The organism is Pseudomonas sp. LBUM1640 (genome assembly GCF_059716225.1).
The window spans coordinates 5,603,629-5,629,757 of the sequence record NZ_CP166816.1 but is presented as its reverse complement, the minus strand read 5'-3'; the positions used below and the strand labels follow the sequence as shown (position 1 = coordinate 5,629,757).

The window sequence follows — 26,129 nt, the reverse complement described above, 5'->3', positions numbered from 1 at the left end:
TCAGCGCTCCGGGGAATCCTGGAAAAAGCTCGGGTTGTCGCGCAAATACTGTTCACGCATGGCCGGGTCCAACCACGAAGCGTAGGACTGCTGTAGCTGCGCCTGTGGGATCTCGCGTAATACCTGGTCGATCCGCTTCATGGCCTGGTGACCTTGCGGCGTGTCCGAGCAACCGATATGCGTACGCTGGTAAGGCGCTGAGCCTTTGATGGGGTAGAACATCAGGTCCTGGGCGGCGATGCCCTGTTGCTTGGCGTGATAGCGAATTTCTGGCCAATAGCCCAGAACCGCCTCCAGTCGCCCAAGGCGCTGCATTTGCAACAGGCTCCCAAGGGCGTCATTGCCGTAATGGAGTGCCAGGGTGTGTGAGTCGACACCTTTGAGCTGTTCATCAATGACCGGGCCGTAGCTGCGCTCGGCCGTTGCCCCGATCCGCGCTGTATGGGAGCCAAGAAAGGCTTGCAGATCGAATTGGCCCTCGACAATAAACGGCGCCATTGCTTGCTGCTGGCTTCGTCGCAGGGTCACCCCGTTAGCCACCGCCACAAATGCCTGGGCGGAAAACACCACATACTTGGCGCGTTCCGCTGTCCACAGTAGCGATGGGTCGCAGGTGAGAGAGGGCCCGCGCAACATTTGAATGCCGCGCGCACGGTTGACGTGCATGACGGTGTGGCGGTATTCCGGCAGGCGTTCGCTGAGTATCGGCAGCAACTGATCCAGGGCCCCTTGGCCTTTCTGTGGGCCTTCGAAGAGGGTGATTGGCGGCAAGTCGCGCAGCAACCAAATCAAGGTTTCTTCGGCGTGCGCAAAGAATGGCCACGCACCGAACATCACGCCGGCGAGGCACAGATGAATGAACCGGCGCTTGTACGGGCGAGCCATCAGATTGCGCCATCCTCACGCAAGCGGGTAATGGCTGTCGCGTCATAACCCAACGCATTGAGCACTACGCTGTTGTGTTCGCCCAACTGCGGGCCGACCCATTCACAACTGCCGGGTGTGTCGGAGAGCTTGGGCACGATCCCCGGCATCTTGAAGTCCTTACCGCCCGGTAACTGAGCCTTGAGAAACATTTCCCGCGCCAGAAACTGTGGGTCGCCCAGCATGTCTTCAGCGCTGTAGATGCGGCTGGCGGGCACTTCTGCCGTGTTGAGTTGCTCGACGATCTGGTCCAGTGGCAGCGAGTTGACCCAGCGGTCGATCACCCCATATAGCTCATCGCGGCGACTGTCACGTCCGTCATTGCTCGCCAATTGTGGGTCATTGGCCAAGTCCTCACGGCCGATAGCGTTCATGAAACGCTTGAAGATCGCATCGCCATTGGCACCAATCTGCACATGCTTGCCATCGGCGCTGGTATGGATCGACGACGGCGTGATGCCGGGCATGATGTTGCCAGTGCGCTCGCGGATAAAACCGAACACATCGAACTCCGGGATCATGCTTTCCATCATCGCGAAAATAGCTTCATACAACGCCACGTCCACCACCTGGCCCTTGCCGCCGTTGACTTCACGATGACGCAGCGCCATCAGCGCGCCGATCACCGCCCACAAGGCGGCAATCGAGTCGCCGATGGAAATCCCGGTGCGCACCGGCGGGCGGTCTTCGAAACCGGTGATATAGCGCAGGCCGCCCATGGACTCGCCCACCGCGCCGAACCCCGGCTGGTCTTTCATTGGCCCGGTCTGGCCAAAGCCCGAAAGGCGCACCATCACCAGCTTCGGGTTCAGGGCATGCAGGGTTTCCCAGCTTAAGCCGAGTTTTTCCAGCACGCCGGGACGAAAGTTTTCAATCAGGATGTCGGCGTCCGCCAGCAACTGTTTGAGAATCGCCAGGCCATCGGGGTGCTTGAGATTGAGTGTCAGCGACTTTTTGTTACGCGCCTGCACAAACCACCACAACGACGTGCCCTCATACAGCTTGCGCCATTTGCGCAGCGGGTCGCCGCCGTCCGGGGATTCGACCTTGATCACCTCGGCACCGAACTCGGCACAGATACGTGATGCAAACGGGCCGGCGATCAGGGTGCCCAGTTCGATGACTTTCAGGCCGGCAAGCGGTTTGGCGTTAAACGACATGAGGATCCTTAGCAAGCGTTGGGCGGTGGTGTGATGCCTTTTAACATAGGCGAGCGGCCCAGGGATAAGGATGATGCAGCGCAGTATTCGTTGATTGGCCCCGCCATCGGTTAGACTGGCCGCCTTTCCCTGTCTCTAGAAGCCCGTTCATGGCCCAGCCGTCCACGACCTACAAATTCGAACTCAACCTCACCGACCTCGATCGTTCGGTGTACGAGAGCGTCAAACAGACCATCGCCCGCCACCCTTCGGAAACCGAAGAGCGCATGACCGTGCGCCTGCTGGCCTACGCCCTCTGGTACAACGAGCAGTTGGCGTTTGGTCGTGGCCTGTCAGATGTAGACGAGCCTGCCCTGTGGGAAAAGAGCCTGGATGATCGGGTTCTGCACTGGATTGAAGTGGGTCAGCCTGACGCCGACCGTCTGACCTGGTGCTCGCGTCGCACCGAACGCACCAGCCTGCTGGCCTATGGCAGCTTGCGTGTGTGGGAAGGCAAAGTGGTGCCAGTGGCCAACAACCTGAAGAACGTACACATCGCCGCCGTGCCGCAGGAAGTCCTGGAGACCCTGGCCAAGGACATGCCCCGCGTGATCAAGTGGGACGTGATGATCACTGACGGCACCATTTTTGTGACCGATGACCGCGGCCAGCACGAAGTGCAACTGCAGTGGCTGGTTGGCGAGCGCGGTTGAAGCTGTAGGCGCTGCTTGTGTGGGAGCGGGCTTGCTCGCGAAAGCATCGCCGCGGTGTAACTGATTCACCGAGTCGTCTGCATCGCAGGCAAGCCAGCTCCCACCGTTGATCTCTATTGATGTCTGAATTGTCGTTTAACCGCTGTATTAGCAGAGAAGCACCTCTCACCCCATGCGTATCGATCCTCGCCCGTTGCCCGCTGTCCTGCCGTTTCTCGGTGAATTGCCACCGCTGTTGACCCGTCTCTACGCCGCACGCGGGGTGCAGTCGGAGGCCGAGCTGGACAAGAGCCTCGCGCGGTTGATTCCCTATCAGCAGCTCAAGGGTATCGATGCGGCTGTAGACCTGCTGGTGACGGCCTTGGAGCAGCGCCAGCGCATCCTCATCGTCGGTGACTTCGACGCCGATGGCGCCACGGCCAGCACCGTGGGCACCCTGGGCCTGCGTTTGCTCGGTGCAGCCCATGTCGACTACTTGGTACCCAACCGCTTTGAATACGGCTACGGCCTGACCCCGGAAATCGTCGCGGTGGCGCTGCAGCGCGAGCCGCAGTTGCTGATCACCGTGGACAACGGTATCTCCAGCGTCGAAGGCGTGGCGGCGGCCAAGGCTGCCGGGTTGAAGGTGTTGGTCACCGACCACCACTTGCCGGGCGATGAGTTGCCGGCGGCAGACGCCATCGTCAACCCGAACCAGCCCGGCTGTGAGTTTCCCAGCAAGGCGCTGGCCGGCGTAGGCGTGATCTTTTACGTGCTGATGGCCTTGCGCGCGCGGTTGCGCAGCCTCGGTTGGTACGACAACAAGCCCCAGCCGAACATCGGCGAATTGCTCGACCTGGTGGCCTTGGGCAGTGTCGCCGACGTGGTGCCCCTGGACGCCAACAACCGCATCCTGGTCCACCAAGGCCTGGAACGTATTCGCGCCGGTCGTGCGCGGCCGGGGATCAAGGCGATCCTTGAAGTTGCCAAGCGCGACCACGCCCGCATCACCTCCACCGACCTCGGTTTTATCCTCGGGCCACGGTTGAACGCCGCCGGGCGACTGGACGATATGAGCCTGGGCATCGAATGCCTGCTCACCACCGACGTCGCTGCCGCGCGGGAAATGGCGGCGCAACTGGACGGCATGAACCAGGACCGCAAATCCATCGAGCAGGGCATGCAGCGCGAGGCACTCGCCCAGCTCAAGGACTTGCCGGTGGAATCGATGCCTTACGGTTTGTGCCTGTTCGACCCGGAGTGGCACCAAGGCGTGATCGGTATTCTGGCGTCGCGGATGAAAGAGCGGTATTTCCGCCCGACCATCGCCTTTGCCGACGCCGGTGATGGCCTGCTCAAGGGCTCAGGGCGCTCTGTGCAGGGTTTTCACATCCGTGACGCCCTGGCAGTCGTCGCCAGCCAGCATCCCAACCTGATCGCCAAATACGGCGGCCACGCGATGGCGGCGGGTCTGACCTTGCCTGAGGCGAACTTCCCACTGTTTGCCGAAGCCTTTGACGCCGAAGTGCGTCGGCAACTGCGCGAGGAAGACCTCACCGGTCGCCTGTTGTCTGACGGCACGTTGGCCGTGGAAGAGTTTCACCTGGAACTGGCGCGCGCATTGCGGCATGCGGGGCCGTGGGGGCAGCACTTTCCTGAGCCGTTGTTTCACGGTGTGTTTCAGCTGGTCGAGCAGCGCGTGGTGGGGGAGCGGCACCTGAAGGTGGTGCTCAAGAGCGAATGCGGCTCCGTGAAGCTCGATGGCATTGCGTTTGGTGTGGACCGTGAGGTCTGGCCTAACCCGACAGTGCGTTGGGTGGAATTGGCCTACAAGCTGGATGTGAACGAGTTTCGTGGTAATGAAACTGTGCAGTTGATGATTGCGCATATCGAACCGCGCTGAATCTAAACAACACTGCAAAAACAAATGTGGGAGCGGGCTTTTGTGGCGAGCAAGCTTGCTTGCGCTGGGGTGCGAAGCGCCCCCAAAATCCTGGGAGTGCTACGCACTCCAGCGGGAGCAAGCTCCCTCGCCACAACAAGCCCGCTCCCACATTTTGTTTTGTGTACAGCCTGGGATTACTCAGCTTTATCCTTGGCCTGATGCTTCACGATGATATCCACCAGCCGCTGTGCCAGCGCCGGGTAGTTTTCATCGAAGTGATGCCCGCCAGGCAGCTTCACAGCCTCGCCCACAGCGGTCTTGTCAGTGCAGCCGCTCTCGTCGACTTCTTCGGCACCGTAGATGCACACCACTTTGTCAGCCGGCAGCTTGGCCATTTCCGGGCCGGTCGCGGCTTCTTTGCCGGCGTTGCCCAGCCAACCTTCCACTTCGATCTCAAAGCTGCCGGTACGTGCGAACGCCAGCAAGATGATCGCGTCCACACGTTGCTGTTCGTTTTCCGGCATGCGGTTGTAGATCGCCGGCAGTACGTCAGCGCCGAATGAGTAGCCGGTCAGCACGAAGCGCTTGGTGCCCCATTTCTGCCGGTAGTGCTGCATCAGCTCGGTGAGGTCTTTGGCGCTCTGTTCCGGGGTCTTGTGCTGCCAGTAGTAGCGCAGGGTGTCGATGCCCACCACCGGGTAACCGATCTTGGCCATTTCACCGGCTACGTCGCGGTCCAGGTCGCGCCAGCCGCCGTCGCCGGAGAGGAACAGGGTGACGGTGTCCTTGGCCTGCCCGGCAGGCACTTCGACCACCGGGATCGCCAGGCCGCCATTGTCCGAACCCACCAGTTGCTTGCGCAGTTCATTGTTCAGCACTTGCGGGTAGTGAATGTCGTAGTCGCTGATGCTGGTAGTCGCGCGCGGTGTATCGCGTACGAAACTGGCACTTTCATCGTCAGGGTTGTCGTTCCACGCCACCAGCCAATTGCCGTGGGCGGCGGTTTTCGGCAGCGGGTCCTTGCAGCCTTCCTGCACCAGGGCGAAGCCGACGGAGATGGCGTTGGCTTTGTCATCGTTCTGTGTGGCCAGCCAGCGCCAGGCGAGGGCTGCGCCAGGGCCGATGCCGCTGACCAGGGTCGCCGGGCCTTTAAGCTGGCCCAATGCGCTTTGCAGGGCTTGTTCCTGCAACTTGCAGTCATCCTTTGGCAGGATCACTTGGACGATTTGCGCGGAGCCGCCCTGGCTCAAGGCAATCAATTGGCTGTCGGTCAGGGTTTCATCGGCCATTACGGCCACGGCCACTCGGGCTTTGGCCGAGCCGTTAGGCGTCACGCGGGTCATCACCGAACCGTCGGCCTGGGGCAGTTGTTCCAGGGTCGGTTGCGGGGCAGGGCGGTTCCAGTACCAAAAGCCACCCGCCGCGATCAGCGCGAGCAGCACTACAAAGGCCAATACATACCGCCAGGAGCGTCGAATCATCAGCGTTTCACCAATCCAGTCAAGCCGCCCGCAATCAGGGCGGCGGTATCGGCCAGTGCCACCAGCGGATCAAGTCCTGCGGGCACGGCCATATAACGGGGTTCCCAGTCAGGCTGGAACTTATCTTTGAAGCGGCGCAAACCTTGGAAGTTATACAGTTGCTCCCCACGGCGGAACACCATCGAGCCCAGGCGTTGGGTCAGCGGGGCGCCACGGCGTGGTTGCAAGCCCGACAATGGCACCATGCCGAGGCTGAAGCGGGCGTAGTCGTGGTTCTTATAATGTTGAATCAGGCCAACCATCATGAATTCCATGGTCAGCTTCGGCGCGTCCGGGTGCGCACGCATCAGGTCGAGACTGGCCAGGTCGTGGTTGTAAGTCTCGAGCAGGTTGGCGAAGGCCACCGGGCGCCCTTCGAAGCGAATGATTGCGATACGAAAGTGCTTGAGGTAGTCGTCGCTGAAACGGCCCAGGGAGAAGCCCTTTTCCCGTACGTTCTTGCCGGTCAGCCAGGCATCGGAGATGACTTTGAGTTCATCCATCGGCGCCTGGCCCGGGTCGAAGATCTCCAGGGACAGGCCGTCCCGGGTGCCACGGTTCCAGGTGTAGCGCAAATCCTTCATCTCTTTGCCCTTGGCTTCCAGGTCAAAGCGTTTCAGGTCGACGCGGGCTTCTTCGCCCAGCTTGATCGCGGTGAGGCCGATGTCCATGTAGTACGGCAGGTTCTCGGCGCGTACCTGGTAGAACACCGGCCGGGCGTGGTGGATGTCGCACAGGTCACGGAACTGCCAGATCATCTCGGCGCGCGGTTGGGTCGGGCCGATCGGGTCGTACAAGGCCACCAGGCTGCGACCGCGACGGGCGTACATCAAGAAGGCTTCATCGTTGGGGTGAAACAGCAGCGCCTTGTCGCCAGTCAGCGCCAGGCCGCCGTCGGGTTGGGACGAGGCCATCAGGATCTTGGTGGCACGTTCCAACTCATCCGGAGTCGGCAGGTGGATCACTGGCCGTGCAGTGCGCAGCAGCCAGGTCAGCGACACGATCACCAGCAGCACCGCTGCACCCAGCAACGAGCGCAAGCCGCGTGGGGCGTTGGCGTCCAGGGTGAACTGCCACCACAGTTGATGGCTGTAAGGCACGTCTTGATAGGCGAACAGCAGCAACCAGATGGAAGCCCCCAGCACGCAGACGCTGGCCACCAGGTACAGCGGCGAGAAGGGCAGCTCGGTCAGGCGGCTGGCACGGTAGAACGAGCGCCGGAAGATCGCCAGCAGCACCGCCGTCATAGTCATCAGGCTGGCTTCTTCCCAGTCGAAGCCTTTAAGCAGCGAGAGCAGGGCGCCGGTCAGCAACAACACCATGGTCAGCATCCAGGCCGCCGACAACCGCCGACGCAGGCCCTGGGCGAGCAACAGGCACAGCACGCCGATCAGGCTGGCACCAAAGTGCGAGGCATCAATCAGGCGGTGGGGAATCAGGAAGCCGATGTTTTCCAGGCGTGAGTCGATTTCCGGCGTTGCGCCGGAAAACAGCAGGACCACGCCGGACAAAAAAACCAGTACGGCCAACACCGGTGCGGCCAGGCCTGAGGCGACCCGCAGGCTTTGCTGGGTCTGGAACAGGCGCTGAGCTTCGTTGACCAGCAGGAACACGCAGGCGATCAACAGCGGCAGCACCACATAGATCATGCGGTACAGCAGCAGGGCGGCGGCCAATGGCGCGGCACCCAGCTTGTCGGCAAAGGCGGCGAGCAGAATCGCTTCGAATACACCCACACCGCCCGGTACATGGCTGAGTACACCGGCGGCCAGGGCCAGCAGGTACACCAGCAGGAAGGGGCCGAATGGCGGTGCTTCCGGCAGCAGCATATAAAGAACGGTGGCGGCAGCGGCGACGTCCAGCGCGGTGATGATCAGTTGCAGGAACGTCAGGCGTCGGCCCGGCAAGCGCAGGGTGCGACGCCCGGCTTTGACCAGCAGGTTGTCGGGGTAGGGTTGTTCCGGCAGGCGGCGCCGATAAATACCGATGCACAGCGCGACCGACAGCAGCAACACCGCACCCGCAATGCCGCCGAGCAAACCCTGTGATAGATGCAGATAGGTCGATGCGGCCGGCAAATTGCTCAATGTGGCCAGTGCGGCCAATGGCGGCAGCGCAGTGCCCAGGGCCAGGCTGGCGAACACGGTCATGTGCGCGACTTCTGAAGCCCCAATGCCATGGCGTGCATATAAACGGTAGCGCACCGAACCGCCGGAGAGCATCGACAGGCCAATGGCGTTGCCGATGGCAAAGGCGGTGAAGCCACCCAGGGCCAAGGTTTTGGCGGGCAGTTTCACCCCGGCATAGCGCGCGCCGGAGAATTCATAACCCAGCAGAATGATGAAACCGGCCACCGCCGCCGCAAACGCACCCAGCAGGGCGGGCTTGGGCACTTCCAGGATCGAGTCGTGGAGAGCGTACAGGTCCAGTTCCAACAGCAGGTGTCGGCAGGCGATCAGGGCGATTGCGAACAGCAACAGGGTAACGGCCAACCCGATGGGCTGACGGTATTTACTCAACAGGTCCAGCCAACGCAAACGGGTGGGTGTGATCGGTTGTGTCGCTGTGACGGTGTCTTGTGGTTCAGACGAGTTGGCGCGCATCAATCACCTCGTGGATTGTGCGCGACAGGATGGAGGTATCCAGCCAAGTTACCAATCCCTATGGACAAAATAATTACAAATATTAACGCGTATCGCCGGGTGCGGCGACAGCGGCCATTGGTCGTAGAGGGAAGCGCTTGAGCATTGAGCATAGCTTGCAAAGACATGGACTCTACAAACCGTATACGGTTTCATGAAAGATGCCATGCCATTGTTTCAGAAGAACTTTTTCACCGGATACAAAAAAGGCCACTCTTTCGAGTAGCCTTTTTTGATGTTTGGTTGCGGGAGCCGGATTTGAACCGACGACCTTCGGGTTATGAGCCCGACGAGCTACCAGACTGCTCCATCCCGCGTCTGTGGGCGGCATTCTACAGCGCAACGGCGAGGTGTCAACCGTTAATGGCCAGATGGGTCAAATAAGTGTGAATTAGCCGTTATGCGCCGACCTTGTTCGGTAAGTGCGCGATGGGTAAAGATTTTTTGTCTTACGATTTTCGTACAGAGGTAAAACAGACGCGCACAAAAAAGGCCACTCTTTCGAGTAGCCTTTTTTGATGTTTGGTTGCGGGAGCCGGATTTGAACCGACGACCTTCGGGTTATGAGCCCGACGAGCTACCAGACTGCTCCATCCCGCGTCTGTGTGTCGGCATTCTACAGAGGAACGCGAGTGTGTCAACCTGTGAATAGAAGAAAAGCGCTTGTGGTTCAATCGGTTAGGTCTCCAAGAAGGCTCTTGAAGGGGCTCGGGCCCAGTCGGGCCGAGGGTTTCGGCTCTATCGGCAGCCTGATTTCGATTGAGAAAATAAATTCATCTTGGAAATTTCCTACCACTGAAGCGGAAGAATCAAACTACTGGTGCTATATACAGGGGTGAGTGCGATACTGGCCACCCGTTGGATTACACCCTCTGTTTATATGACGCAGCGCAAAATCATCCACGTCGACTGTGATTGCTTCTACGCCGCCATCGAGATGCGCGACGACCCGAGCCTGGCACAAAAGCCTCTGGCCGTCGGTGGCTCGGCGGACAGAAGAGGGGTGATTGCCACCTGCAACTATGAGGCGCGGGCGTATGGGGTGCGTTCGGCCATGTCGTCACGCCACGCGTTGAAGCTGTGCCCGGACCTGACCATCGTCAAGCCACGGATGGATGCTTATAAGGAAGCGTCAAAGGAAATCCAGACGATCTTTCGCGATTACACCGACCTGATCGAGCCGCTGTCGTTGGATGAAGCCTACCTGGATGTCTCGGACAGCCCGCATTTTGGCGGCAGTGCCACGCGTATTGCCCAGGATATTCGTCGCCGGGTCTCCAACCAGTTGCATATCACCGTGTCCGCAGGCGTCGCGCCGAACAAGTTCCTGGCCAAGATCGCCAGCGACTGGAAAAAGCCCAACGGCCTGTTTGTAATTACCCCGGATCAGATCGAAGACTTCGTCTCGCAGTTGCCGGTTAATAAGTTGCACGGCGTAGGCAAGGTCACGGCCGATAAGCTGGCGCGCCTGGGCATTGAAGACTGCCTGCAGTTACGCGACTGGAACAAGCTGGCACTGGTGCGTGAATTCGGCAGTTTTGGCGAGCGTCTGTGGAGCCTGGCCCGTGGGATTGATGACCGCGTGGTGCAGAACGACAGCCGCCGACAGTCCATCAGCGTGGAAAATACCTACGACGTAGACCTGCCTGACCTCTCAAGTTGCTTGGCGAAACTGCCCGAACTGATGGAAACCCTGGCCGGGCGCATGGCGCGTATCGACAGCAGCTATCGTGCGGGCAAGCCGTTTGTGAAAGTGAAGTTTCATGACTTTACCCAGACGACCTTGGAGCAGGCTGGGGCAGGGCGGGACCTGGAGAGTTATCAACAGCTGTTGACCCAGGCGTTCAATCGTGGGGGGAAACCGGTGCGTTTGTTGGGGATTGGGGTGCGGTTGCTTGATCTTAGCAGCGGTAATGAGCAGCTAGAATTCTCTTGGTAAAAAACCGGGAGCCAACTGTGGGAGCGGGCTTGCTCGCGAAGGCGCCGTGTCAGTCGATACATTCATCACTGATACACCGCATTCGCGAGCAAGCCCGCTCCCACATTTAGATCTTTACCTGTCTTGAGGTCCTAGCGAGCCCCAGGGTCCGCCACCAATCGCCCGGCATCCTTGGTCAATGCCTGCAGAAATTCCTGCTGCAACTCGGGATCATTGCGGGTCAGTTCGATCAGGCTTTGTTCCAGTTCGCTGGCTTCTTCTTCAAGGCCCAACTCCGACAGGCGTTTGACCCGGTGCACCCACTGGTTGACTTCATCGTCTTCCAGATCGTCGTAGATCAGGCCATGGGCCTCCAGCAACTTGCCGCGCAGGGTGTTGCTGATTGCCAGGGTCGAGTCCGAATGCACGTCGTCCTGGCCATCTTCCACACTGATCTTCAAGGTGCTGATGCGGTTCAAGTCCTGCTCGGCGAATGGGCTGTCCAGCAGGTTCAGGCGCAGTACGCCATTGCGGTCAGTGGTCAGCTCATGGGTTTGCTTGCCGGCGGTGACCTGTACCGGGCGTTCGCTCCACGGCAGGCTCGAATACTCCGTGCGCTTGTCGCGCTGGACTTCATCGATACCCGCCAGGTTCTGTTGCGCGCGGCCATGGGATTGCACGTTCATGAACGGGTTGATGCCGTCCACGCCGTAGCTCAGCCAGTCACGCGTCATGCTGGTGGGCAGGTTGCCGAGGGCGAAAATATTCGCCACGTTGGCCCCCGCGCCCGCCACCAAAGCGACCGCGCCCAAGGGCATTTCGTAGAGTTTGCGCCAGGGTTGGTAAGGGGTGTAGCGATCGTAACGGCGGGTGACTTCGTATTCGGTGACCTCAAAGGTCTTCTGCTCGTGAATGCGAACCCGGCGTTGCGGCAGCTCCAGCACTTTAGGTTCGCCTACATCGATCTGCAGGCTGTGGTCGAGCAACTTTCGCTCGACCCGCTCCTCGTGCTCACTGCGTTGCGACATCTGGTTGGCGCAGCCGCTGACCAGCAGGGCGCCGCACAAGGCGGCGCCCCCCAGGGCTCTGGTGTTTCGCTTGAACATGACTTCTCTTGATCTGGTTTTCAGCGACGAATACGCGCCTGAAGGAAAGACAGCACGTCAGCCACCGGCAACGGTTGGGCTTCGGCTTCGGTCCGGCTTTTGTATTCCAGATTGCCATCGGCCAGGCCGCGGTCACTGACCACGATCCGGTGCGGGATGCCAATCAGTTCCATGTCGGCGAACTTGATGCCCGGGCTGGTTTTCTTGTCCCGGTCATCCAGCAGCACTTCAAAACCGGCCGCCGTGAGTTCGGCATACAGTTTGTCGGTGGCTTCGCGTACTTGCTCGGTTTCATAGCGCAGCGGCACCAGGGCAACCTGGAACGGCGCCAGGGCGTCACTCCAGATGATGCCTTTTTCGTCGTTGTTCTGCTCGATGGCAGCTGCCACCACGCGGGATACGCCAATGCCATAGCAGCCCATGTCCAGGGTGATCGGCTTGCCGTTCTCGCCCAGCACTTCGCACTTCATCGCCTTGCTGTACTTGTTGCCCAACTGGAAGATGTGCCCGACTTCGATGCCGCGCTTGATTTCCAGGGTGCCCTTGCCATCCGGGCTCGGGTCGCCGGCCACCACGTTGCGCAGGTCGGCCACGGTCGGAACCGGCAGGTCACGTTCCCAGTTCACGCCGAAGTAGTGCTTGTCGTCGATGTTCGCGCCGATACCGAAGTCGCTCATCAATTCAACCGAACGGTCGATGATGATCGGCAGCGGCAGGTTCAACGGGCCGAGCGAGCCGGCACCGGCGCCAATGGCGTCGCGCAGTTCGGCATCGGTGGCCATGACCAGCGGGCTGGCCACGCCAGGTTGCTGGGCGGCTTTGATTTCGTTGAGCTCGTGGTCGCCACGGATGACCAGGGCGATCAGCTTGCCTTCTTCTTCGGCGCGCACAATCAGGGTCTTGATGGTCTTTTCAATCGGCAGATTGAATTTTTCCACCAGCGCCGCGATGGTCTTGGTTTCTGGCGTATCCACCAGGCGCAGCTCCTCAGTCGGTGCTGGACGGGAGGTTTCCCGTGGCACGGCTTCGGCTTTCTCGATGTTCGCTGCGTAGTCGGAAGCGTTGCTGAACACGATATCGTCTTCGCCGGACTCGGCCAGCACGTGGAACTCGTGGGAGCCGGCGCCGCCGATGGAACCGTTGTCCGCTTCAACCGGGCGGAATTTCAGGCCCAGGCGCGTGAACACGTTGCAGTAGGCCTTGTGCATGCGGTCGTACGTGACCTGCAAGGAAGCTTGGTCGGCGTGGAACGAATACGCGTCCTTCATGATGAACTCGCGACCGCGCATCAAACCGAAGCGTGGGCGGATTTCATCACGGAATTTGGTCTGGATCTGATACAGGTTCAGCGGCAGCTGTTTGTAGCTGCTCAGCTCGTTGCGCATCAGGTCGGTGATCACTTCTTCATGGGTCGGGCCGGCGCAGAAATCGCGGCCATGACGGTCCTTGAAGCGCAGCAATTCAGGGCCGTATTCTTCCCAGCGCCCGGATTCCTGCCACAGCTCAGCCGGTTGGGTGCTCGGCATCAACACTTCCAGAGAGCCGGCGGCGTTCATTTCTTCACGAACGATGGCTTCGACCTTGCGCATCACCTTCAAGCCCATGGGCAGCCAGGTGTACAGGCCGGAAGCCAGTTTGCGGATCATGCCGGCGCGCAGCATCAACTGATGGCTGATCACTACCGCGTCGGAAGGCGTTTCTTTCTGTGTGGCGAGCAAATATTGACTGGTGCGCATGGTAGGCCGTTGTCGGTTGCTTGGACTTGAAATGACTTGGGATTGTACGGGCGGTTGCTACTGGAGTACAGGCATCAGAATGCAGAGCTGTCTGTGAGAGCGGGTTGTGTGGGAGCTGGCTTGCCCGCGATGCAGGCACCTCGGTGTATCAGGTAGACCGAGGTGCCTGCATCGCTGCATAGGTATCTACACATCTTTTTTACGAATTTAGTTTTGTGGTGGTGGCGGGGGCCGCTGAGGGGCATATCCGTTATTTGGGTGATGGCCGCTATTGGTTCCGCTCTTACAGCGGGTCACTTTTGAAAAGAGCCCAAAAGTAACCAAAAGGCTCTTGCCCCACCACTCGGCACCTCGCCTCCGGCTCGGTGTGCCCTCACACAGGCTTTGGAGCGGGGGCCGCCGCGATGGGCCATCCTTGGCCCAGCGCGGCTAAACCGGCGTCCTGCCGGTTTACCCCCGCTCCAAAGCCTGCGTTCGGCCAGCGTGGTTGACGGGGCGCCTAAGATCAAAATCAAGATCAAGATCAAGATCTACAGCACGGCGGCCTAGTAGCCGACCTGAGTGGTTGAATCAAAAGCAAAGCCAAGGCGACCTGACAGCCGACCTGCTCTTGGAAGCTGAACTGGGTTAAATGTGGGAGGGGCTTGCTCCCGATGGCGGTGTATCAGTCAGCTTATTTGTAACTGACCCACCGCATTCGCGAGCAAGCCCGCTCCCACATTTTGAGCTCAGTACATCAGGTAGGTGTGTGTTTACTCGGTCAATGTGGGAGCTGGCTTGCCTGCGAAGGCATCAACTGGGTTTGCCTGATGTACCGAGGTGTCTGCATCGCAGGCAAGCCAGCTCCCACAGAAAAGCAGCTCTACTTCTGATCTGTTTTTGCTGTGCTGTTGCCCTGCTTTTGCTTCAACCACTCAGGTCGGCTACTAGGCCGCCGTGCTCTGCTTTTGATCTGCTTTTGATTTTGATCTGACAGGCCCCGTTAACCACGATGGCCGAACGCAGGCTTGAATCCGTGGGTAACCCGGCAGGACGCCGGGTTAGCCGCGCTGGGCCAAGGATGGCCCATCGCGGCGGCCCACGGATTCAAGCCGGAGTGAGGGCATGCCGAGCCTTAGCGAGGCACCGAGTGGTGGGGCAAAGACCTTTTGGTTACTTTTGGGGCGTTTGCCAAAAGTGACTCGCTGTAAGAGCGAAACCCTAAGCGGCCGTTACCGCAGCAACGGATATGTACTCAATCGACCTAACCCCATCACAGGCTCAGCACCACACAAAGCGTTGCGTAGATACCTATGCCTATCACAGGCAAGCCAGCTCCCACAGGGTCAGTCTTCGGCGGGTGGGTTCAACCGAATCCGTCGATTTTCCTGAAACCAGTGCAAGGCAATCAGGAACAGCGTCGGCACACCCAGCAGGCAGGTGATCAGGAAGAAGTTGTGATACCCGAACTTTTCCACCATCACCCCCGAATAGCCGCCAATCAGGCGCGGCAGCAACAGCATGATCGAGCTGAGCAACGCGTACTGGGTTGCGGAGAACTTCAGGTTGGTCAGGCTCGACAGGTAGGCGACAAACGCCGACGTGGCCAGGCCCGAGCTGAAGTTATCCAGGGAGATGGTGAAGATCAGCATCTGCAGGTCAGGGCCCATGTCGGCGAGCATCACGAACAGCAGGTTGGTGCCGGCCGAGGCGATGCCGCCGATAAACAGGATCGGCAGGATCCCGAAGCGCACGATCAACAGGCCGCCCATGCCGGCGCCGAGCAGGGTCATGATCAGGCCGAAGATCTTGCTCACCCCGGCAATCTGGTCCTTGGTGAAGCCTTGGTCGATGTAGAACACGTTGGCCATCACGCCCATCACCGTGTCGGACATGCGATAGGTCGCAATCAACCCGAGCAACAGCAACGCCTGCCAGCGGTAGCGCAGGATAAAGTCGTTGACCGGCGTCAGTACCGGCGCCAGGCCGCGACGGCCCATGGCTGAGAGGCATAGCGTGGTGAGGATGATGTACAAAATGGCGCGCAGGAAGGCGCGGTCTTCCATCAACAGCTCCCACACGCTCACCCCATGGAACAGCACGCTGGCGAAATCGGTGTTGTACAACTGGGTGAACATCGCCGGGACCGACACCAGCAGCACAATCAGCACAAATACAGAAACCAGCTGATGCGCGAAGCTGTAGCGCCCGGCCTGCAACTGGGTGCGCAGTGGCACGTTGGGCTCGCGCATGAACAGGGTGGTGAGCAGGGCGGGGATCATCAGCACGCCGAACAGCACGTACGTGCCGGTCCACGCCGAGTGCTTATAGTTGAAGCCGGTCGAGCCGAAGCCTTCGGCAAAGAACAGTGCACCGGCCGTGGCCAGCAGGGCGGCGATGCGATAGCCGGACATGTAGCTGGCAGCCAGGGCCGCCTGGCGGCTGTCGTCGGCGATTTCCAGGCGATAGGCGTCCACCGCGATGTCTTGGGTAGCCGAAGCGAAGGCGACGATTACGGCAATGGCGATCAGCCAGGACAGGTGTTTTTGCGGGTCGCAAAAGCCCATGCCGATCAACCCGAGGATCACCAGCGTTTGGGCCAGCACCAGCCAGGAACGACGACGCCCGAGTTTGCCGAGCAGCGGCAAGCGCCATTGGTCGAGCAGCGGCGACCAGACCCATTTAAAGGCGTAGGCCAAGCCGATCAGGCTCGCATAGCCGATGGTCTCGCGGGCCACACCGGCCTCGCGCAACCACACTGAAAGCGTCGAGAACACCAACATGTAAGGCAAGCCGGCGGCGAAGCCGAGCAACAACAGTACTAACGTCGAGGGGCTGGCATAGGCGGCGAGCGCGGCGCGCCAGGTTTTACGGGGCATGGGCTGGAGTCTGCCTCAGATTTGCGGAAACAAAGCGCGCACTCTAACCGCTGTGCTCTACCGGGCGCCAGCCATGACGCTGAATATCAACGCGATTGTTCAGGATACTGACGCCTTCAGTGCGTAAACGCGCACGTTGCTCGTCGCCTGAGGCACTGCCCACCGGCAGACTTATCCGACCGCCGGCACCCAACACCCGGTGCCAGGGCAACCGAGTGTCCGCAGGCAACTGGCTCAGCGTGCGCCCGACCCAGCGGGCGGCGCGGCCCAACCCGGCCAAATGGGCCAGTTCGCCGTAACTCACCACGCAGCCTTCAGGCACTTGCGCCAAGGTCAGGTACAGCGCCGTGCGGCGCATTTCGGCCGGGGTTTGAGGTGCGTCGTCGAGTGGGGGCTTTGTGGGCATCGTCGGGGGCTTTGTCGGAAACGTCTGTAATCATATGGATGAGAAGTGAACTCAACATAAATACTTGAGTCAGTCCTAGCTATCTAACACGATAACGTCCCTTTTTCGCCAACTCTGAGCCCCAAATACGCTTATGTTGTCCAGAACCCTGCTGTGCCTCGCTGTCTTCAGCGCCTCCACGCCCCTGCTCGCCGACACCGTCTGGTTGAAGAACGGTGACCGCCTGACCGGCAAGATCAAGGTCTTCGACGGTGGCAAGTTGCTGATTCAGACCGCTTACGCAGGGGCGATCCCGGTGGACTGGAAGCAGGTTAAAACCCTGGAAAGCGACCAGGAGCTGTTGGTCAAACAGGACGCCTACACCGGCGAGAAAGCTAAATCCTTGAAGGCGGCGGAGGATGGCAAGGTGGTCCTGGCCAATGGCGAAGCCCCCAAGACCGTGGAGCTGGCCAGCATCCAGCAAATCCTCAAGCCCAAGCCTGTGATCGAAGACCTGGTGTGGAAGGGCAACGTCGACCTGGCGCTCGACTACAAGCGTGCCGACAAAGACACCAACGACTACGACATCGACTTCAAGACCACCGCCCGTCACGGCCAGTGGCGTCATACCGGCCAGGGCGAGTACAACCGCGAGTTCCAGGACGACGTCACCACCACCGATAACTGGGCGTTGGAGTATGACTTGGACCGCTTCCTCACCGAGCATTGGTTCTGGCAGGGTCGCCTGACCTACAAGCGCGACAAGGTGGAAGACTTGTCCCGCCAGCGCACCGTCGGTACAGGCCCGGGCTATCAGTTCTGGGACGATGAACTGGGCGCGTTCTCCCTCGGCTCGCTGGTCAACCGCACCGATTACGAATATGCCAATGGCGGCAATTCCAACTTCTACTCCTTGGCCATGAAGTGGAACTACAACCGCTATCTGGTGGGCAAGACCGTGGAATTCTTCACCAACGGTGAGGTGGGCAAGCCTGTTGATGGGCCTTCCGAGTACAACTTGGATGCGGAAATGGGCCTGCGCTACAAAGTCACCGAATGGGCTTCGCTCAACCTCAAGGCTGAACGCGACATCATCAGTGGCGAGTCGCAAAGCAGCTTGAGCAAAACCCGTTACACCGCAGGGTTTGGCGTGGCCTGGTAAAACCTGCACAGGGCACTCTGGCAACCTGCACCGATATTGATTACCTTGTGTTGAGATCCATTCCCATATGAAATGGGCGGCTGAATACCCGAGGAGTCATACAGTGAGCGCGCAGGTTGCCAAGAACGCCCGAGAGCTGTTGCTCAAGGAATACCGTGGGGCTCTCTCCACATTGTCCAAAGCCATGCCCGGGTTTCCCTTCGGCTCGGTCGTGCCGTATTGCCTCGACGAGCAGGGCCGCCCGCTGATACTGATCAGCCGTATCGCCCAACACACCCATAACCTGCAGAAAGACCCCAAGTGTTCGCTGCTGGTGGGTGAGCGTGAGGCCGATGATGTGCAGGCCGTGGGGCGCCTGACTTACCTGGCCGAAGCCGAGAAGCTGGAAGACGCCGCGGCCATTGAAGCGGCGGCCGAGCGTTACTACCGCTATTTTCCCGACTCAGCCAACTATCACAAGGCCCACGATTTTGACTTCTGGGTGCTCAAGCCGGTGCGTCACCGTTATATCGGCGGGTTCGGCGCCATTCACTGGGTCGACCAGTTGACCTTGGCCAACCCCTTTGCGGGCAAGGCCGAGCGCAGCATGATCGAGCACATGAACAGCGATCACGCCAAGGCCATCGCGCATTACGTCGACCTGGCCGGCTTGCCGACCTTTGAGCCCGCGCAATTGGCGGGCATCGACAGTGAAGGCATGCACCTGCGTATTGGCCAATCCTTGCATTGGCTGCCTTTCGCGGCGCTTTGCAACAATCCGACACAAGTACGCGAAGCCCTGGTTTCATTGGCTCACGCAGAGGTGTGGCCGAAAAAAGAGCCTGCCAACGCTTGAATTCACGAAATGGCGACGTCATCTAAGGTGGACTGGCAAGGCATTCTTGCGTTGAGGAACCATTTGATGCGCCCTTTTTTATTGCTCTTTCTGCTATTTCCGGTGTTGGAGCTGTTTGTATTCGTTCAAGTCAGCAGCGCGATCGGGTTTTTCCCGGCCCTGTTACTGATCATTCTCGGCTCGATGCTCGGCGTTCTGGTGCTGCGCGTCGCCGGCCTAGCCACGGCGTTGCGTGCCCGTGAAAGCTTGAACCGCGGCGAACTGCCGGCCCAGACCATGCTTGAAGGCCTGATGATGGCTTTGGCGGGCGGCCTGTTGATCCTGCCGGGCTTTATCAGCGATGTGGTCGGGCTGGTCATGCTGCTGCCGTTCACCCGCAAGCTGCTGGCCGGCAAGATGCGCCAGCGCGCCGAAGAAGCCGCGATTCGTCAACGTGCGTTCGCCGATGACCTGCAACCTCGTGGCGGCCCGGCTCCGCGCCAGCCGTTGGGGCGCGAAGGTGATGTGATCGAAGGCGAGTTCGAACACCGCGACAGCAAATAACCGCTTTATTGGCACGCCACCTTCGGGTGCCGTGTTGCTTTTGGTCGCCAGCAGACACAAAAAATTTCCGCTACGGCCCCTTGTAATAAGCTTATGCGCCCTTATGTAACGGTCACCGCAAGGTTTCTGGTGGCGACACCAGACAGACTTCCGCGTCTTGCTTGGCGAGGCGCGACCGGCACAGCCGGAATACAACTCGCCGGTATCGATACCGGCCGATGAAAAACACAATTAGGAGAGATCGACAATGAGCAAGCTTCGTCCTCTGCACGACCGCGTCGTTATCCGTCGCAGCGAAGAAGAAAAGAAAACCGCTGGCGGTATCGTTCTGCCAGGTTCGGCTGCTGAAAAAGCCAACCACGGTGTGATCGTCGCTGCAGGCCCAGGCAAGACTCTGGAAAACGGTGAAGTGCGTGCGCTGGCCGTTAAAGTCGGTGACAAGGTTGTATTCGGCCCTTACTCCGGCAGCAACACTGTGAAAGTTGACGGCGAAGACCTGCTGGTCATGGCTGAGAACGAGATTCTCGCTGTACTGGAAGGCTGATTTTCCCGCTCATTTTTCCGTTACTCCAAAGAATTTAAGGAATATCGATCATGGCTGCTAAAGAAGTTAAATTCGGCGATTCCGCCCGCAAGAAAATGCTCACCGGTGTCAACGTCCTGGCTGACGCAGTAAAAGCGACCCTGGGCCCTAAAGGCCGTAACGTGATCATCGAGAAGAGCTTCGGCGCTCCGACCATCACCAAGGACGGCGTTTCGGTAGCCAAAGAAATCGAACTGGAAGACCGTTTCGAGAACATGGGCGCGCAGCTGGTCAAAGACGTTGCCTCCCGTGCCAACGATGACGCAGGCGACGGCACCACCACCGCTACCGTTCTGGCTCAAGCTATCGTCAACGAAGGCTACAAAGCCGTCGCTGCCGGCATGAACCCGATGGACCTCAAGCGCGGCATCGACAAGGCGACCATCGCTGTTGTTGCCGAGCTGAAAAACCTGTCCAAGCCATGCGCTGACACCAAGGCTATCGCTCAGGTAGGCACCATCTCCGCCAACTCCGACAGCTCCATCGGCGACATCATTGCCGAAGCCATGGAAAAAGTCGGTAAAGAAGGCGTGATCACCGTTGAAGAAGGCACTGGCCTGGAAAACGAACTGTCGGTTGTAGAAGGCATGCAGTTCGACCGTGGCTACCTGTCCCCGTACTTCGTCAACAAGCCAGAGACCATGGTTGCCGAGCTGGACAGCCCGCTGATCCTGCTGGTCGACAAAAAGATCTCCAACATCCGCGAAATGCTGCCAGTACTGGAAGCCGTTGCCAAAGCCGGCCGCCCACTGCTGATCGTTTCCGAAGACGTTGAAGGCGAAGCCCTGGCGACACTGGTTGTGAACAACATGCGTGGCATCGTTAAAGTCGCAGCCGTCAAGGCTCCAGGCTTCGGCGACCGTCGCAAGGCCATGCTGCAGGACATCGCTGTTCTGACCGGCGGTACTGTTATCTCCGAAGAGATCGGCCTGAGCCTGGAAAGCGCCACCCTGGAAAACCTGGGTAGTGCCAAGCGCGTGACCATCTCCAAAGAGAACACCATCATCGTTGACGGTGCTGGCGTAGAGCAGGACATCCAGGCGCGCATCACTCAGATCCGTGCCCAGGTTGCTGAAACTTCCTCCGACTACGACCGTGAAAAACTGCAAGAGCGTCTGGCCAAGCTGTCCGGCGGCGTTGCAGTGATCAAGGTTGGCGCCGGTTCCGAAGTTGAAATGAAAGAGAAGAAAGCTCGCGTTGAAGACGCCCTGCACGCAACCCGTGCAGCCGTCGAAGAAGGCGTAGTACCTGGCGGTGGCGTTGCGCTGATCCGTGCTCTGGAAGCGCTGGTTGACCTCAAAGGCGACAACGCCGACCAGAACGTGGGTATCGCTGTACTGCGTCGCGCTGTTGAAGCACCGCTGCGCCAGATCGCTGCCAACTCCGGCGACGAGCCAAGCGTTGTGGTCAACGAAGTCAAGAACGGCAAAGGTAACTACGGTTACAACGCTGCGACTGGCGTCTACGGCGACATGATCGAAATGGGCATCCTGGACCCTACCAAGGTGACTCGTTCGGCGCTGCAAGCAGCTGCTTCCATCGGCGGTCTGATCCTGACCACCGAAGCTGCGATTGCTGATGCACCGAAGAAAGAAGGCTCGGCTGGCGGCGGTATGCCAGACATGGGCGGCATGGGTGGCATGGGCGGCATGATGTAAGCCAGCCTTACCCGGCTACTGAAAAACCCCGCCTGCAGCGATGCAGGCGGGGTTTTTTTATGGGCTTTTTTCAACTCATCAGCCGATGGAGCGTCGCCGCAACAGCTTCTTGAAGGTCATGCCACGGGCCAACATCAATTGGGCATGCGGCATAAGTGCCAGGGGTTGCGGTGCAACAGCTTCGTTGAGTGGGCGAGAGACAGGCAGGTGCGCGAGTTTTTTAGCGCGCGCCAGCCTGGGCCGCCTCCGGTGCTCAGCTACAACGACCTGACTCATCATGCTGGGGTAGCACGCGGCCTTCCGGGTGTAGTCGGTGACGTACTGATCCACCCGTTGTGGTGGTGGGTTCGTGACCACCATGGGCAAGGCCGACGCTGTGCCGGTGCCGATGCACAACGACAGCATCAGCGTGAACAAACGCTTTTTGGGGGGACGCATGTACGGGCTCTCCAACCTGGGGTTCAGGCGCCAGAGAGTGGGCGCAAGTGTTACGCCCTTGCCCTGTGGCAGGCAAGGGCTCGAGCGGGCCGGTCAGCGGAGGCTGATGACGGGAGCATCATCCTTGGGCGCTTTCCAGCTCAGCAACTGCTGTTTGAAATCATAACTGGCGGCCTGGTAGTAGGTGATTGCGCGCTGGATCAGCGGGTCATCACTGCCCACCCGCAACTCCTGGCTCTCGGCCAAGGCTTGGTCATGGCGACGCAGGCCCAGGCGTGGGCTGAGGATCGCCAGGTCCTTGCCGTCAAACAACCCCAGGTGCTGGTAGTTGCCAACCACCACGCGCGGCGGCAGTGGGTTGTCCTGCAACAGGTTGCGGCCGAAAAAGGTCGACTCGTAGCTCAGGTTGATCAGGCCCAGCAACGTCGGCGCAAGATCGACCTGGCTGGCCAGTTGCGCGGTTTCCCGGGCGTCGATCAGCTTGGGTGCATAGATAAACAGCGGGATTTGGTAGTTGGTGATGGGCAAGTCTTCCTTGCCCGCGCTGCCGGCAGTGTGGTCGGCGACGAACACAAAGATCGTGTTATCGAACCACGGCTTCTGGCGTGCCGCGTCAAGGAACTCGCCGATGGCGTGGTCGGTGTATTTCACCGCGCCGTCACGGCCGTTGCCGGATTTGATATCGATGCGCCCGTCCGGGTAGGTGTAGGGGCGATGGTTGGAGGTGGTCATCAGTTGCAGCAAGAAGGGCTGCTCCTTGGCGTAATCGGCGTCGGCCAGTTTCAGGGTTTGCCGGTAGAGGTCTTCATCGGCCATGCCCCAGGCGTTTTTGAACGAGATATCTGTTTCCGGCACGCTGCTCTGGTCGACCACCCGATAACCGTTGCCGCTGAAAAATGCGTTCATGTTGTCGAAATAACCGCGCCCGCCGTAGACAAACACGCTGTCGTAACCGATGGCACTGAGTTGCTGGCCGAGGCTGGCGAAACCGCTTTCACGGCCGATGCGCTTGACGATTGAACGCCCAGGCGCCGGTTACCAGCAGCAAAAAGCGCACAGGCGCTGTTTTGAGAAAACCCATGTCTATGTTCCTTATATCAATGGGCGGCGATCTTCGGCCTGACGCTGTAGTCAGCTTGTGAAGCTATAGTGAAAAACTTGTTGGTTTGTGTAATGGGTTGAAAACCTTTATCGACAGGCTTTCAAGGTCTATCCCTGAGCCACACTTGGCCTTAAGCTGCGCGAGCCAACACGGCCGTTACCGCGTACGGAGACACTGCCCATGCGAATTTTATTGGTTGAAGACAACCGCGATATTCTGGCCAACCTGGCCGATTACCTGGGGCTAAAAGGCTACACCGTAGACTGTGCGCAGGACGGTTTGTCAGGCCTGCACCTGGCCGCCACCGAGCATTACGACTTGATCGTGCTCGACATCATGCTGCCCGGCATCGATGGCTACACCTTGTGCAAACGCCTGCGTGAAGACGCGCGCCGCGATACGCCGGTGATCATGCTCACCGCCCGTGACCAGTTGGATGACCGGCTGCAGGGCTTCAAGTCCGGCGCCGATGATTACTTGCTCAAACCGTTTGCCTTGTCGGAATTGGCCGCGCGCATCGAAGCTGTGCTGCGCCGTGCCCAGGGCGGCGGCCGCCGTGCCTTGCAGGTGGGTGACTTGAGCTACGACCTCGACACCCTGGAAGTCACCCGCGAAGGGCGCCTGCTCAAACTCAACCCGGTGGGCTTGAAACTGCTCGCGGTGTTGATGCAGAAGAGCCCGCATGTATTGCGCCGCGAAATTCTCGAAGAAGCCCTGTGGGGCGATGACTGCCCCGACAGCGACAGCCTGCGCAGCCACGTTCACCAATTGCGCCAAGTGATCGATAAACCCTTCGCCAAGCCGCTGCTGCAAACGGTGCACGGTGTGGGTTATCGCCTGGCCGAGGGTCGTGATGGAGTTTAAGCAAAGCCTTGCCCAGCGGATCATCATTGCCTTTGCCTTGATGAGCGCGTTGGTGGCGGGGGCGTTCGCCATGGGCATCGTTGCGACCGTGCACCTGGTGGAAGAAAAACTGATCTCGGCAGGCCTGGGCGGTGACTTGCAACGGCTCTTGTTGATGGACAGCGTCGAGGACTGGAGCCATCGGCCAGAGCCCGACCAGTTGTTCTATTTCAGCGGCGGGCGCGGGGATTTCGAGCTGCCCAAGGATTTACGCCACCTGGAACCGGGCTTTCATGAGGTGTTCCGCGAGGCGCTGTCGTACCACGCCATGGTCGAAGTGGTCGATGGCCGACGGTATGTGCTGCTGCAAGACCAAAGCGATTTCGAAGAGCGCGAGCGCGTGCTGTTTGCCGTGGTGCTGGTGGGCTTCGTGCTCAGCCTGGCGCTGGCGGTATTCCTCGGTTGGGTGCTTGCGCGCAAGGTGATGGCGCCGGTGGTGCGGCTCGCCCGCCAGGTGCGTCATCGCGACCAGTTGCTGGGCTTGGCGCCGCCGCTGGCACCGGATTACGCAGCCGATGAAGTTGGCGAACTGGCCGTGGCTTTCGACGCCACCCTAGGCCGCTTGCGCCAGGCGTTGTCCCGCGAGCAGTTGTTTACCAGCGATGTCAGCCATGAATTGCGCACGCCCTTGATGGTACTGGCCAGTTCCTGCGAACTGCTGCTGGAAAACCCGGCCATCGACCAACGGGGTCGCAAGCAGGTGGAGCGAATCGCCCGCGCCTGCGAAGAAATGCGTGAGCTGGTGCAGACCTTCCTGATGCTGGCCCGCGCCGAACACGATGAAGCCGCGATGTCACCGCAGGTGACATTGCCGCAGGTCGCTGACGATTTGCTCGGCATCTGGCGCGATCCCATCGAGCGCAAAGGGTTGGAGTTGATTTACCAACCCGGCAATCCCTTGGACGCGCGCTACAACACCACCTTTCTGCACGCGGTCATGGGCAACTTGTTGCGCAATGCCCTGCATTACACCGAACACGGCTTTATCCGCTTGACCCTCGAACCCAGCGGTTTTGTGGTGGAGGACACCGGTGTAGGTATTCCCGAAGACAAGCGTGAAGCGATGTTCGAGCCTTTCGTGCGTGGCAGCGAGAAACGTGGCGAAGGCCTTGGCCTCGGTTTATCGCTGGTGCAGCGCATCTGTGAGAACCAGGGCTGGACCGTCAGCCTCAGCACGATGGAGCCCAACGGCTGCCGTTTTCATGTCCAGTTGAGTCAGGTCAAGCCCTGACGCCTGCCCCTGCCGTTATCCTGCCAGAAATCGCCGTAATTCGGCGAAGATGGCCCCATGCTATTGCTTGTATCTGTAAAGTCTTGAAATGTATGAGATTGGACAGGACAAGTTTTTCACAACGGGTTGACCTGTTGATCACAGTGCGGTGCTTAAGGTTGTAGGCATCAGCTACTGGAGATCCGTCGATGTCTACCCCGATCAAGCTCGATTTTTCCGAAAAGTACGACGATCAGCACGCGCAGAATTATTTGCTCAAGCATCAGGATAATTTGGCTCGCCGGTTGTCCCACAAACGCGACGAGCAATTGGCGCGCGGTGCGTTGGCCATGGCCGGCGAGCCAGGCTTGGTGCTGGACTTGCCCTGCGGGGCCGGGCGTTTCTGGCCGTTGCTGGCTGAAAAACCCAACCGTGTGATTATCGGGGCTGACAATTCCGAGTCGATGTTGAAGGTTGCGACTGTCGCTCAGCCGGCGGACGTGGTGAAACGGGTACGCCCTTTGCAGACATCTGCTTTTGATATCGACTTGCCTGATAACTCGGTCGACAGCATTTTCTGCATGCGCTTGATGCACCACATTGGTGACCCTGCGCATCGAATGACGATACTGCGGGAATTTCAGCGGGTTACCCGTGACAGCGTGATTATTTCGCTGTGGGTGGACGGCAATTTCAAGGCCTGGAAACGCAAGCGCGCCGAAGTGAAACGTCGTAATAAAGGTGAGCAAGAAGGTTACCAAAACCGGTTCGTGTTACCGGCTGCTACTGTTGAGGCAGAGTTTGAGCAAGCCGGTTTCCGTGTTCAGGAATCCCTGGACTTCATACCGCTTTACGCCATGTGGCGTGTGTATGTATTGCGCAAGAGGTAA

At 59.5% G+C, this 26,129-nt stretch carries 20 protein-coding genes, 2 tRNA genes and 1 pseudogene; 11 read left to right on the top strand and 12 right to left on the bottom strand.

Annotated elements, in window-relative coordinates; translation table 11 throughout:
* Both ACA065_RS24915 and ACA065_RS24910 read right to left on the bottom strand, forming a co-directional pair.
* On the bottom strand, positions 1-885 hold the full coding sequence (locus ACA065_RS24915) for a TIGR02285 family protein (RefSeq protein WP_497691946.1): 885 nt from the start codon (positions 883-885) through the stop codon (positions 1-3).
* The gene (locus ACA065_RS24910) at positions 885-2,084 is read right to left on the bottom strand and encodes a CaiB/BaiF CoA transferase family protein (protein ID WP_497691945.1); all 1,200 of its coding nucleotides are present in this window, start codon (positions 2,082-2,084) and stop codon (positions 885-887) included. The genes ACA065_RS24915 and ACA065_RS24910 overlap by 1 nt, the downstream gene beginning before the upstream one ends.
* Before the next feature lie 149 nt (positions 2,085-2,233).
* Between ACA065_RS24910 and ACA065_RS24905 the strand changes: the two genes are divergently transcribed.
* Both ACA065_RS24905 and recJ read left to right on the top strand, forming a co-directional pair.
* A complete protein-coding gene (locus tag ACA065_RS24905) occupies positions 2,234-2,776 on the top strand; it encodes a YaeQ family protein (protein WP_497691944.1) in 543 nt (180 codons plus the stop codon).
* Positions 2,777-2,948: 172 nt separating this feature from the next.
* Complete coding sequence (gene recJ / locus ACA065_RS24900; protein WP_497691943.1) at positions 2,949-4,658, top strand: single-stranded-DNA-specific exonuclease RecJ; 1,710 nt, start codon at positions 2,949-2,951, stop codon at positions 4,656-4,658.
* 176 nt (positions 4,659-4,834) lie between these two features.
* Here the strand turns inward: recJ and ACA065_RS24895 are convergent, their stop codons facing one another.
* The 4 genes from ACA065_RS24895 to ACA065_RS24880 all read right to left on the bottom strand — a co-directional run bounded on the left by ACA065_RS24895 (position 4,835) and on the right by ACA065_RS24880 (position 9,402).
* On the bottom strand, positions 4,835-6,121 hold the full coding sequence (locus ACA065_RS24895) for a virulence factor family protein (protein WP_497691942.1): 1,287 nt from the start codon (positions 6,119-6,121) through the stop codon (positions 4,835-4,837).
* The gene (gene mprF / locus ACA065_RS24890) at positions 6,121-8,763 is read right to left on the bottom strand and encodes a bifunctional lysylphosphatidylglycerol flippase/synthetase MprF (RefSeq protein ID WP_497691941.1); all 2,643 of its coding nucleotides are present in this window, start codon (positions 8,761-8,763) and stop codon (positions 6,121-6,123) included. The genes ACA065_RS24895 and mprF overlap by 1 nt, the downstream gene beginning before the upstream one ends.
* A gap of 279 nt (positions 8,764-9,042) precedes the next feature.
* Positions 9,043-9,119: transfer RNA gene (locus ACA065_RS24885), tRNA-Met, on the bottom strand.
* A 206-nt stretch (positions 9,120-9,325) separates the two neighbouring features.
* Positions 9,326-9,402 (bottom strand) — tRNA-Met (locus ACA065_RS24880).
* Between the two features lie 280 nt (positions 9,403-9,682).
* Between ACA065_RS24880 and dinB the strand changes: the two genes are divergently transcribed.
* A complete protein-coding gene (dinB, locus tag ACA065_RS24875; protein WP_497691940.1) occupies positions 9,683-10,741 on the top strand; it encodes a DNA polymerase IV in 1,059 nt (352 codons plus the stop codon).
* 131 nt (positions 10,742-10,872) lie between these two features.
* Here the strand turns inward: dinB and ACA065_RS24870 are convergent, their stop codons facing one another.
* From ACA065_RS24870 to ACA065_RS24855, 4 genes are all read right to left on the bottom strand, one after another.
* A complete protein-coding gene (locus tag ACA065_RS24870) occupies positions 10,873-11,826 on the bottom strand; it encodes a hypothetical protein (RefSeq protein ID WP_497691939.1) in 954 nt (317 codons plus the stop codon).
* A 20-nt stretch (positions 11,827-11,846) separates the two neighbouring features.
* Positions 11,847-13,562 carry a proline--tRNA ligase gene (locus tag ACA065_RS24865; RefSeq protein ID WP_497691938.1) on the bottom strand — a complete coding sequence of 572 codons (1,716 nt, stop codon included), beginning with the start codon at positions 13,560-13,562 and terminating at the stop codon, positions 11,847-11,849.
* Between the two features lie 1,325 nt (positions 13,563-14,887).
* A complete protein-coding gene (locus ACA065_RS24860; RefSeq protein WP_497691937.1) occupies positions 14,888-16,420 on the bottom strand; it encodes an AmpG family muropeptide MFS transporter in 1,533 nt (510 codons plus the stop codon).
* A 43-nt stretch (positions 16,421-16,463) separates the two neighbouring features.
* Positions 16,464-16,826, bottom strand: a complete 363-nt coding sequence (locus ACA065_RS24855; protein WP_497691936.1) for an MGMT family protein — start codon at positions 16,824-16,826, stop codon at positions 16,464-16,466.
* 133 nt (positions 16,827-16,959) lie between these two features.
* Here ACA065_RS24855 and ACA065_RS24850 point away from each other — a divergent pair, with 133 nt between their 5' ends.
* From ACA065_RS24850 to groL, 5 genes are all read left to right on the top strand, one after another.
* Complete coding sequence (locus tag ACA065_RS24850) at positions 16,960-17,967, top strand: DUF481 domain-containing protein (RefSeq protein WP_497691935.1); 1,008 nt, start codon at positions 16,960-16,962, stop codon at positions 17,965-17,967.
* Between the two features lie 103 nt (positions 17,968-18,070).
* Entirely contained in the window at positions 18,071-18,802 is a 732-nt protein-coding gene (locus tag ACA065_RS24845) for a HugZ family pyridoxamine 5'-phosphate oxidase (protein ID WP_497691934.1), read from the top strand.
* Positions 18,803-18,868: 66 nt separating this feature from the next.
* A complete protein-coding gene (locus ACA065_RS24840) occupies positions 18,869-19,345 on the top strand; it encodes an FxsA family protein (RefSeq protein ID WP_016975517.1) in 477 nt (158 codons plus the stop codon).
* 247 nt (positions 19,346-19,592) lie between these two features.
* A complete protein-coding gene (locus ACA065_RS24835) occupies positions 19,593-19,889 on the top strand; it encodes a co-chaperone GroES (RefSeq protein ID WP_017846112.1) in 297 nt (98 codons plus the stop codon).
* A gap of 50 nt (positions 19,890-19,939) precedes the next feature.
* Entirely contained in the window at positions 19,940-21,586 is a 1,647-nt protein-coding gene (groL, locus tag ACA065_RS24830) for a chaperonin GroEL (RefSeq protein WP_064453985.1), read from the top strand.
* Positions 21,587-21,664: 78 nt separating this feature from the next.
* On the opposite strand, the gene ACA065_RS24825 is transcribed toward groL, so the two are convergent.
* Both ACA065_RS24825 and ACA065_RS24820 read right to left on the bottom strand, forming a co-directional pair.
* Entirely contained in the window at positions 21,665-22,024 is a 360-nt protein-coding gene (locus tag ACA065_RS24825; protein WP_497691933.1) for a hypothetical protein, read from the bottom strand.
* A gap of 93 nt (positions 22,025-22,117) precedes the next feature.
* A pseudogene (locus ACA065_RS24820) lies at positions 22,118-23,059 on the bottom strand (LTA synthase family protein); the annotation flags it as partial.
* A 247-nt stretch (positions 23,060-23,306) separates the two neighbouring features.
* On the opposite strand from ACA065_RS24820, the gene colR reads away from it, so the two are divergent.
* The 3 genes from colR (at position 23,307) to ACA065_RS24805 (ending at position 26,129) form a co-directional block, all read left to right on the top strand.
* Positions 23,307-23,990 carry a two-component system response regulator ColR gene (colR, locus tag ACA065_RS24815; protein ID WP_003175870.1) on the top strand — a complete coding sequence of 228 codons (684 nt, stop codon included), beginning with the start codon at positions 23,307-23,309 and terminating at the stop codon, positions 23,988-23,990.
* Positions 23,980-25,260 (top strand): sensor histidine kinase, encoded by a 1,281-nt coding sequence (locus tag ACA065_RS24810; RefSeq protein WP_497691932.1) that lies wholly within the window; start codon positions 23,980-23,982, stop codon positions 25,258-25,260. The genes colR and ACA065_RS24810 overlap by 11 nt, the downstream gene beginning before the upstream one ends.
* A 188-nt stretch (positions 25,261-25,448) precedes the next feature.
* On the top strand, positions 25,449-26,129 hold the full coding sequence (locus ACA065_RS24805) for a class I SAM-dependent methyltransferase (protein ID WP_497691931.1): 681 nt from the start codon (positions 25,449-25,451) through the stop codon (positions 26,127-26,129).

What these genes read in the sequence shown, in the direction of transcription:
- ACA065_RS24915 (WP_497691946.1), bottom strand. Translation starts at nt 885, where the DNA reads ATGGCTCGCCCGTACAAGCGCCGGTTCATTCATCTGTGCCTCGCCGGC.
- ACA065_RS24910 (WP_497691945.1), bottom strand. Translation starts at nt 2,084, where the DNA reads ATGTCGTTTAACGCCAAACCGCTTGCCGGCCTGAAAGTCATCGAACTG.
- ACA065_RS24905 (WP_497691944.1), top strand. Translation starts at nt 2,234, where the DNA reads ATGGCCCAGCCGTCCACGACCTACAAATTCGAACTCAACCTCACCGAC.
- recJ (WP_497691943.1), top strand. Translation starts at nt 2,949, where the DNA reads ATGCGTATCGATCCTCGCCCGTTGCCCGCTGTCCTGCCGTTTCTCGGT.
- ACA065_RS24895 (WP_497691942.1), bottom strand. Translation starts at nt 6,121, where the DNA reads ATGATTCGACGCTCCTGGCGGTATGTATTGGCCTTTGTAGTGCTGCTC.
- mprF (WP_497691941.1), bottom strand. Translation starts at nt 8,763, where the DNA reads ATGCGCGCCAACTCGTCTGAACCACAAGACACCGTCACAGCGACACAA.
- dinB (WP_497691940.1), top strand. Translation starts at nt 9,683, where the DNA reads ATGACGCAGCGCAAAATCATCCACGTCGACTGTGATTGCTTCTACGCC.
- ACA065_RS24870 (WP_497691939.1), bottom strand. Translation starts at nt 11,826, where the DNA reads ATGTTCAAGCGAAACACCAGAGCCCTGGGGGGCGCCGCCTTGTGCGGC.
- ACA065_RS24865 (WP_497691938.1), bottom strand. Translation starts at nt 13,562, where the DNA reads ATGCGCACCAGTCAATATTTGCTCGCCACACAGAAAGAAACGCCTTCC.
- ACA065_RS24860 (WP_497691937.1), bottom strand. Translation starts at nt 16,420, where the DNA reads ATGCCCCGTAAAACCTGGCGCGCCGCGCTCGCCGCCTATGCCAGCCCC.
- ACA065_RS24855 (WP_497691936.1), bottom strand. Translation starts at nt 16,826, where the DNA reads ATGCCCACAAAGCCCCCACTCGACGACGCACCTCAAACCCCGGCCGAA.
- ACA065_RS24850 (WP_497691935.1), top strand. Translation starts at nt 16,960, where the DNA reads ATGTTGTCCAGAACCCTGCTGTGCCTCGCTGTCTTCAGCGCCTCCACG.
- ACA065_RS24840 (WP_016975517.1), top strand. Translation starts at nt 18,869, where the DNA reads ATGCGCCCTTTTTTATTGCTCTTTCTGCTATTTCCGGTGTTGGAGCTG.
- ACA065_RS24835 (WP_017846112.1), top strand. Translation starts at nt 19,593, where the DNA reads ATGAGCAAGCTTCGTCCTCTGCACGACCGCGTCGTTATCCGTCGCAGC.
- groL (WP_064453985.1), top strand. Translation starts at nt 19,940, where the DNA reads ATGGCTGCTAAAGAAGTTAAATTCGGCGATTCCGCCCGCAAGAAAATG.
- ACA065_RS24825 (WP_497691933.1), bottom strand. Translation starts at nt 22,024, where the DNA reads ATGCGTCCCCCCAAAAAGCGTTTGTTCACGCTGATGCTGTCGTTGTGC.
- colR (WP_003175870.1), top strand. Translation starts at nt 23,307, where the DNA reads ATGCGAATTTTATTGGTTGAAGACAACCGCGATATTCTGGCCAACCTG.
- ACA065_RS24810 (WP_497691932.1), top strand. Translation starts at nt 23,980, where the DNA reads ATGGAGTTTAAGCAAAGCCTTGCCCAGCGGATCATCATTGCCTTTGCC.
- ACA065_RS24805 (WP_497691931.1), top strand. Translation starts at nt 25,449, where the DNA reads ATGTCTACCCCGATCAAGCTCGATTTTTCCGAAAAGTACGACGATCAG.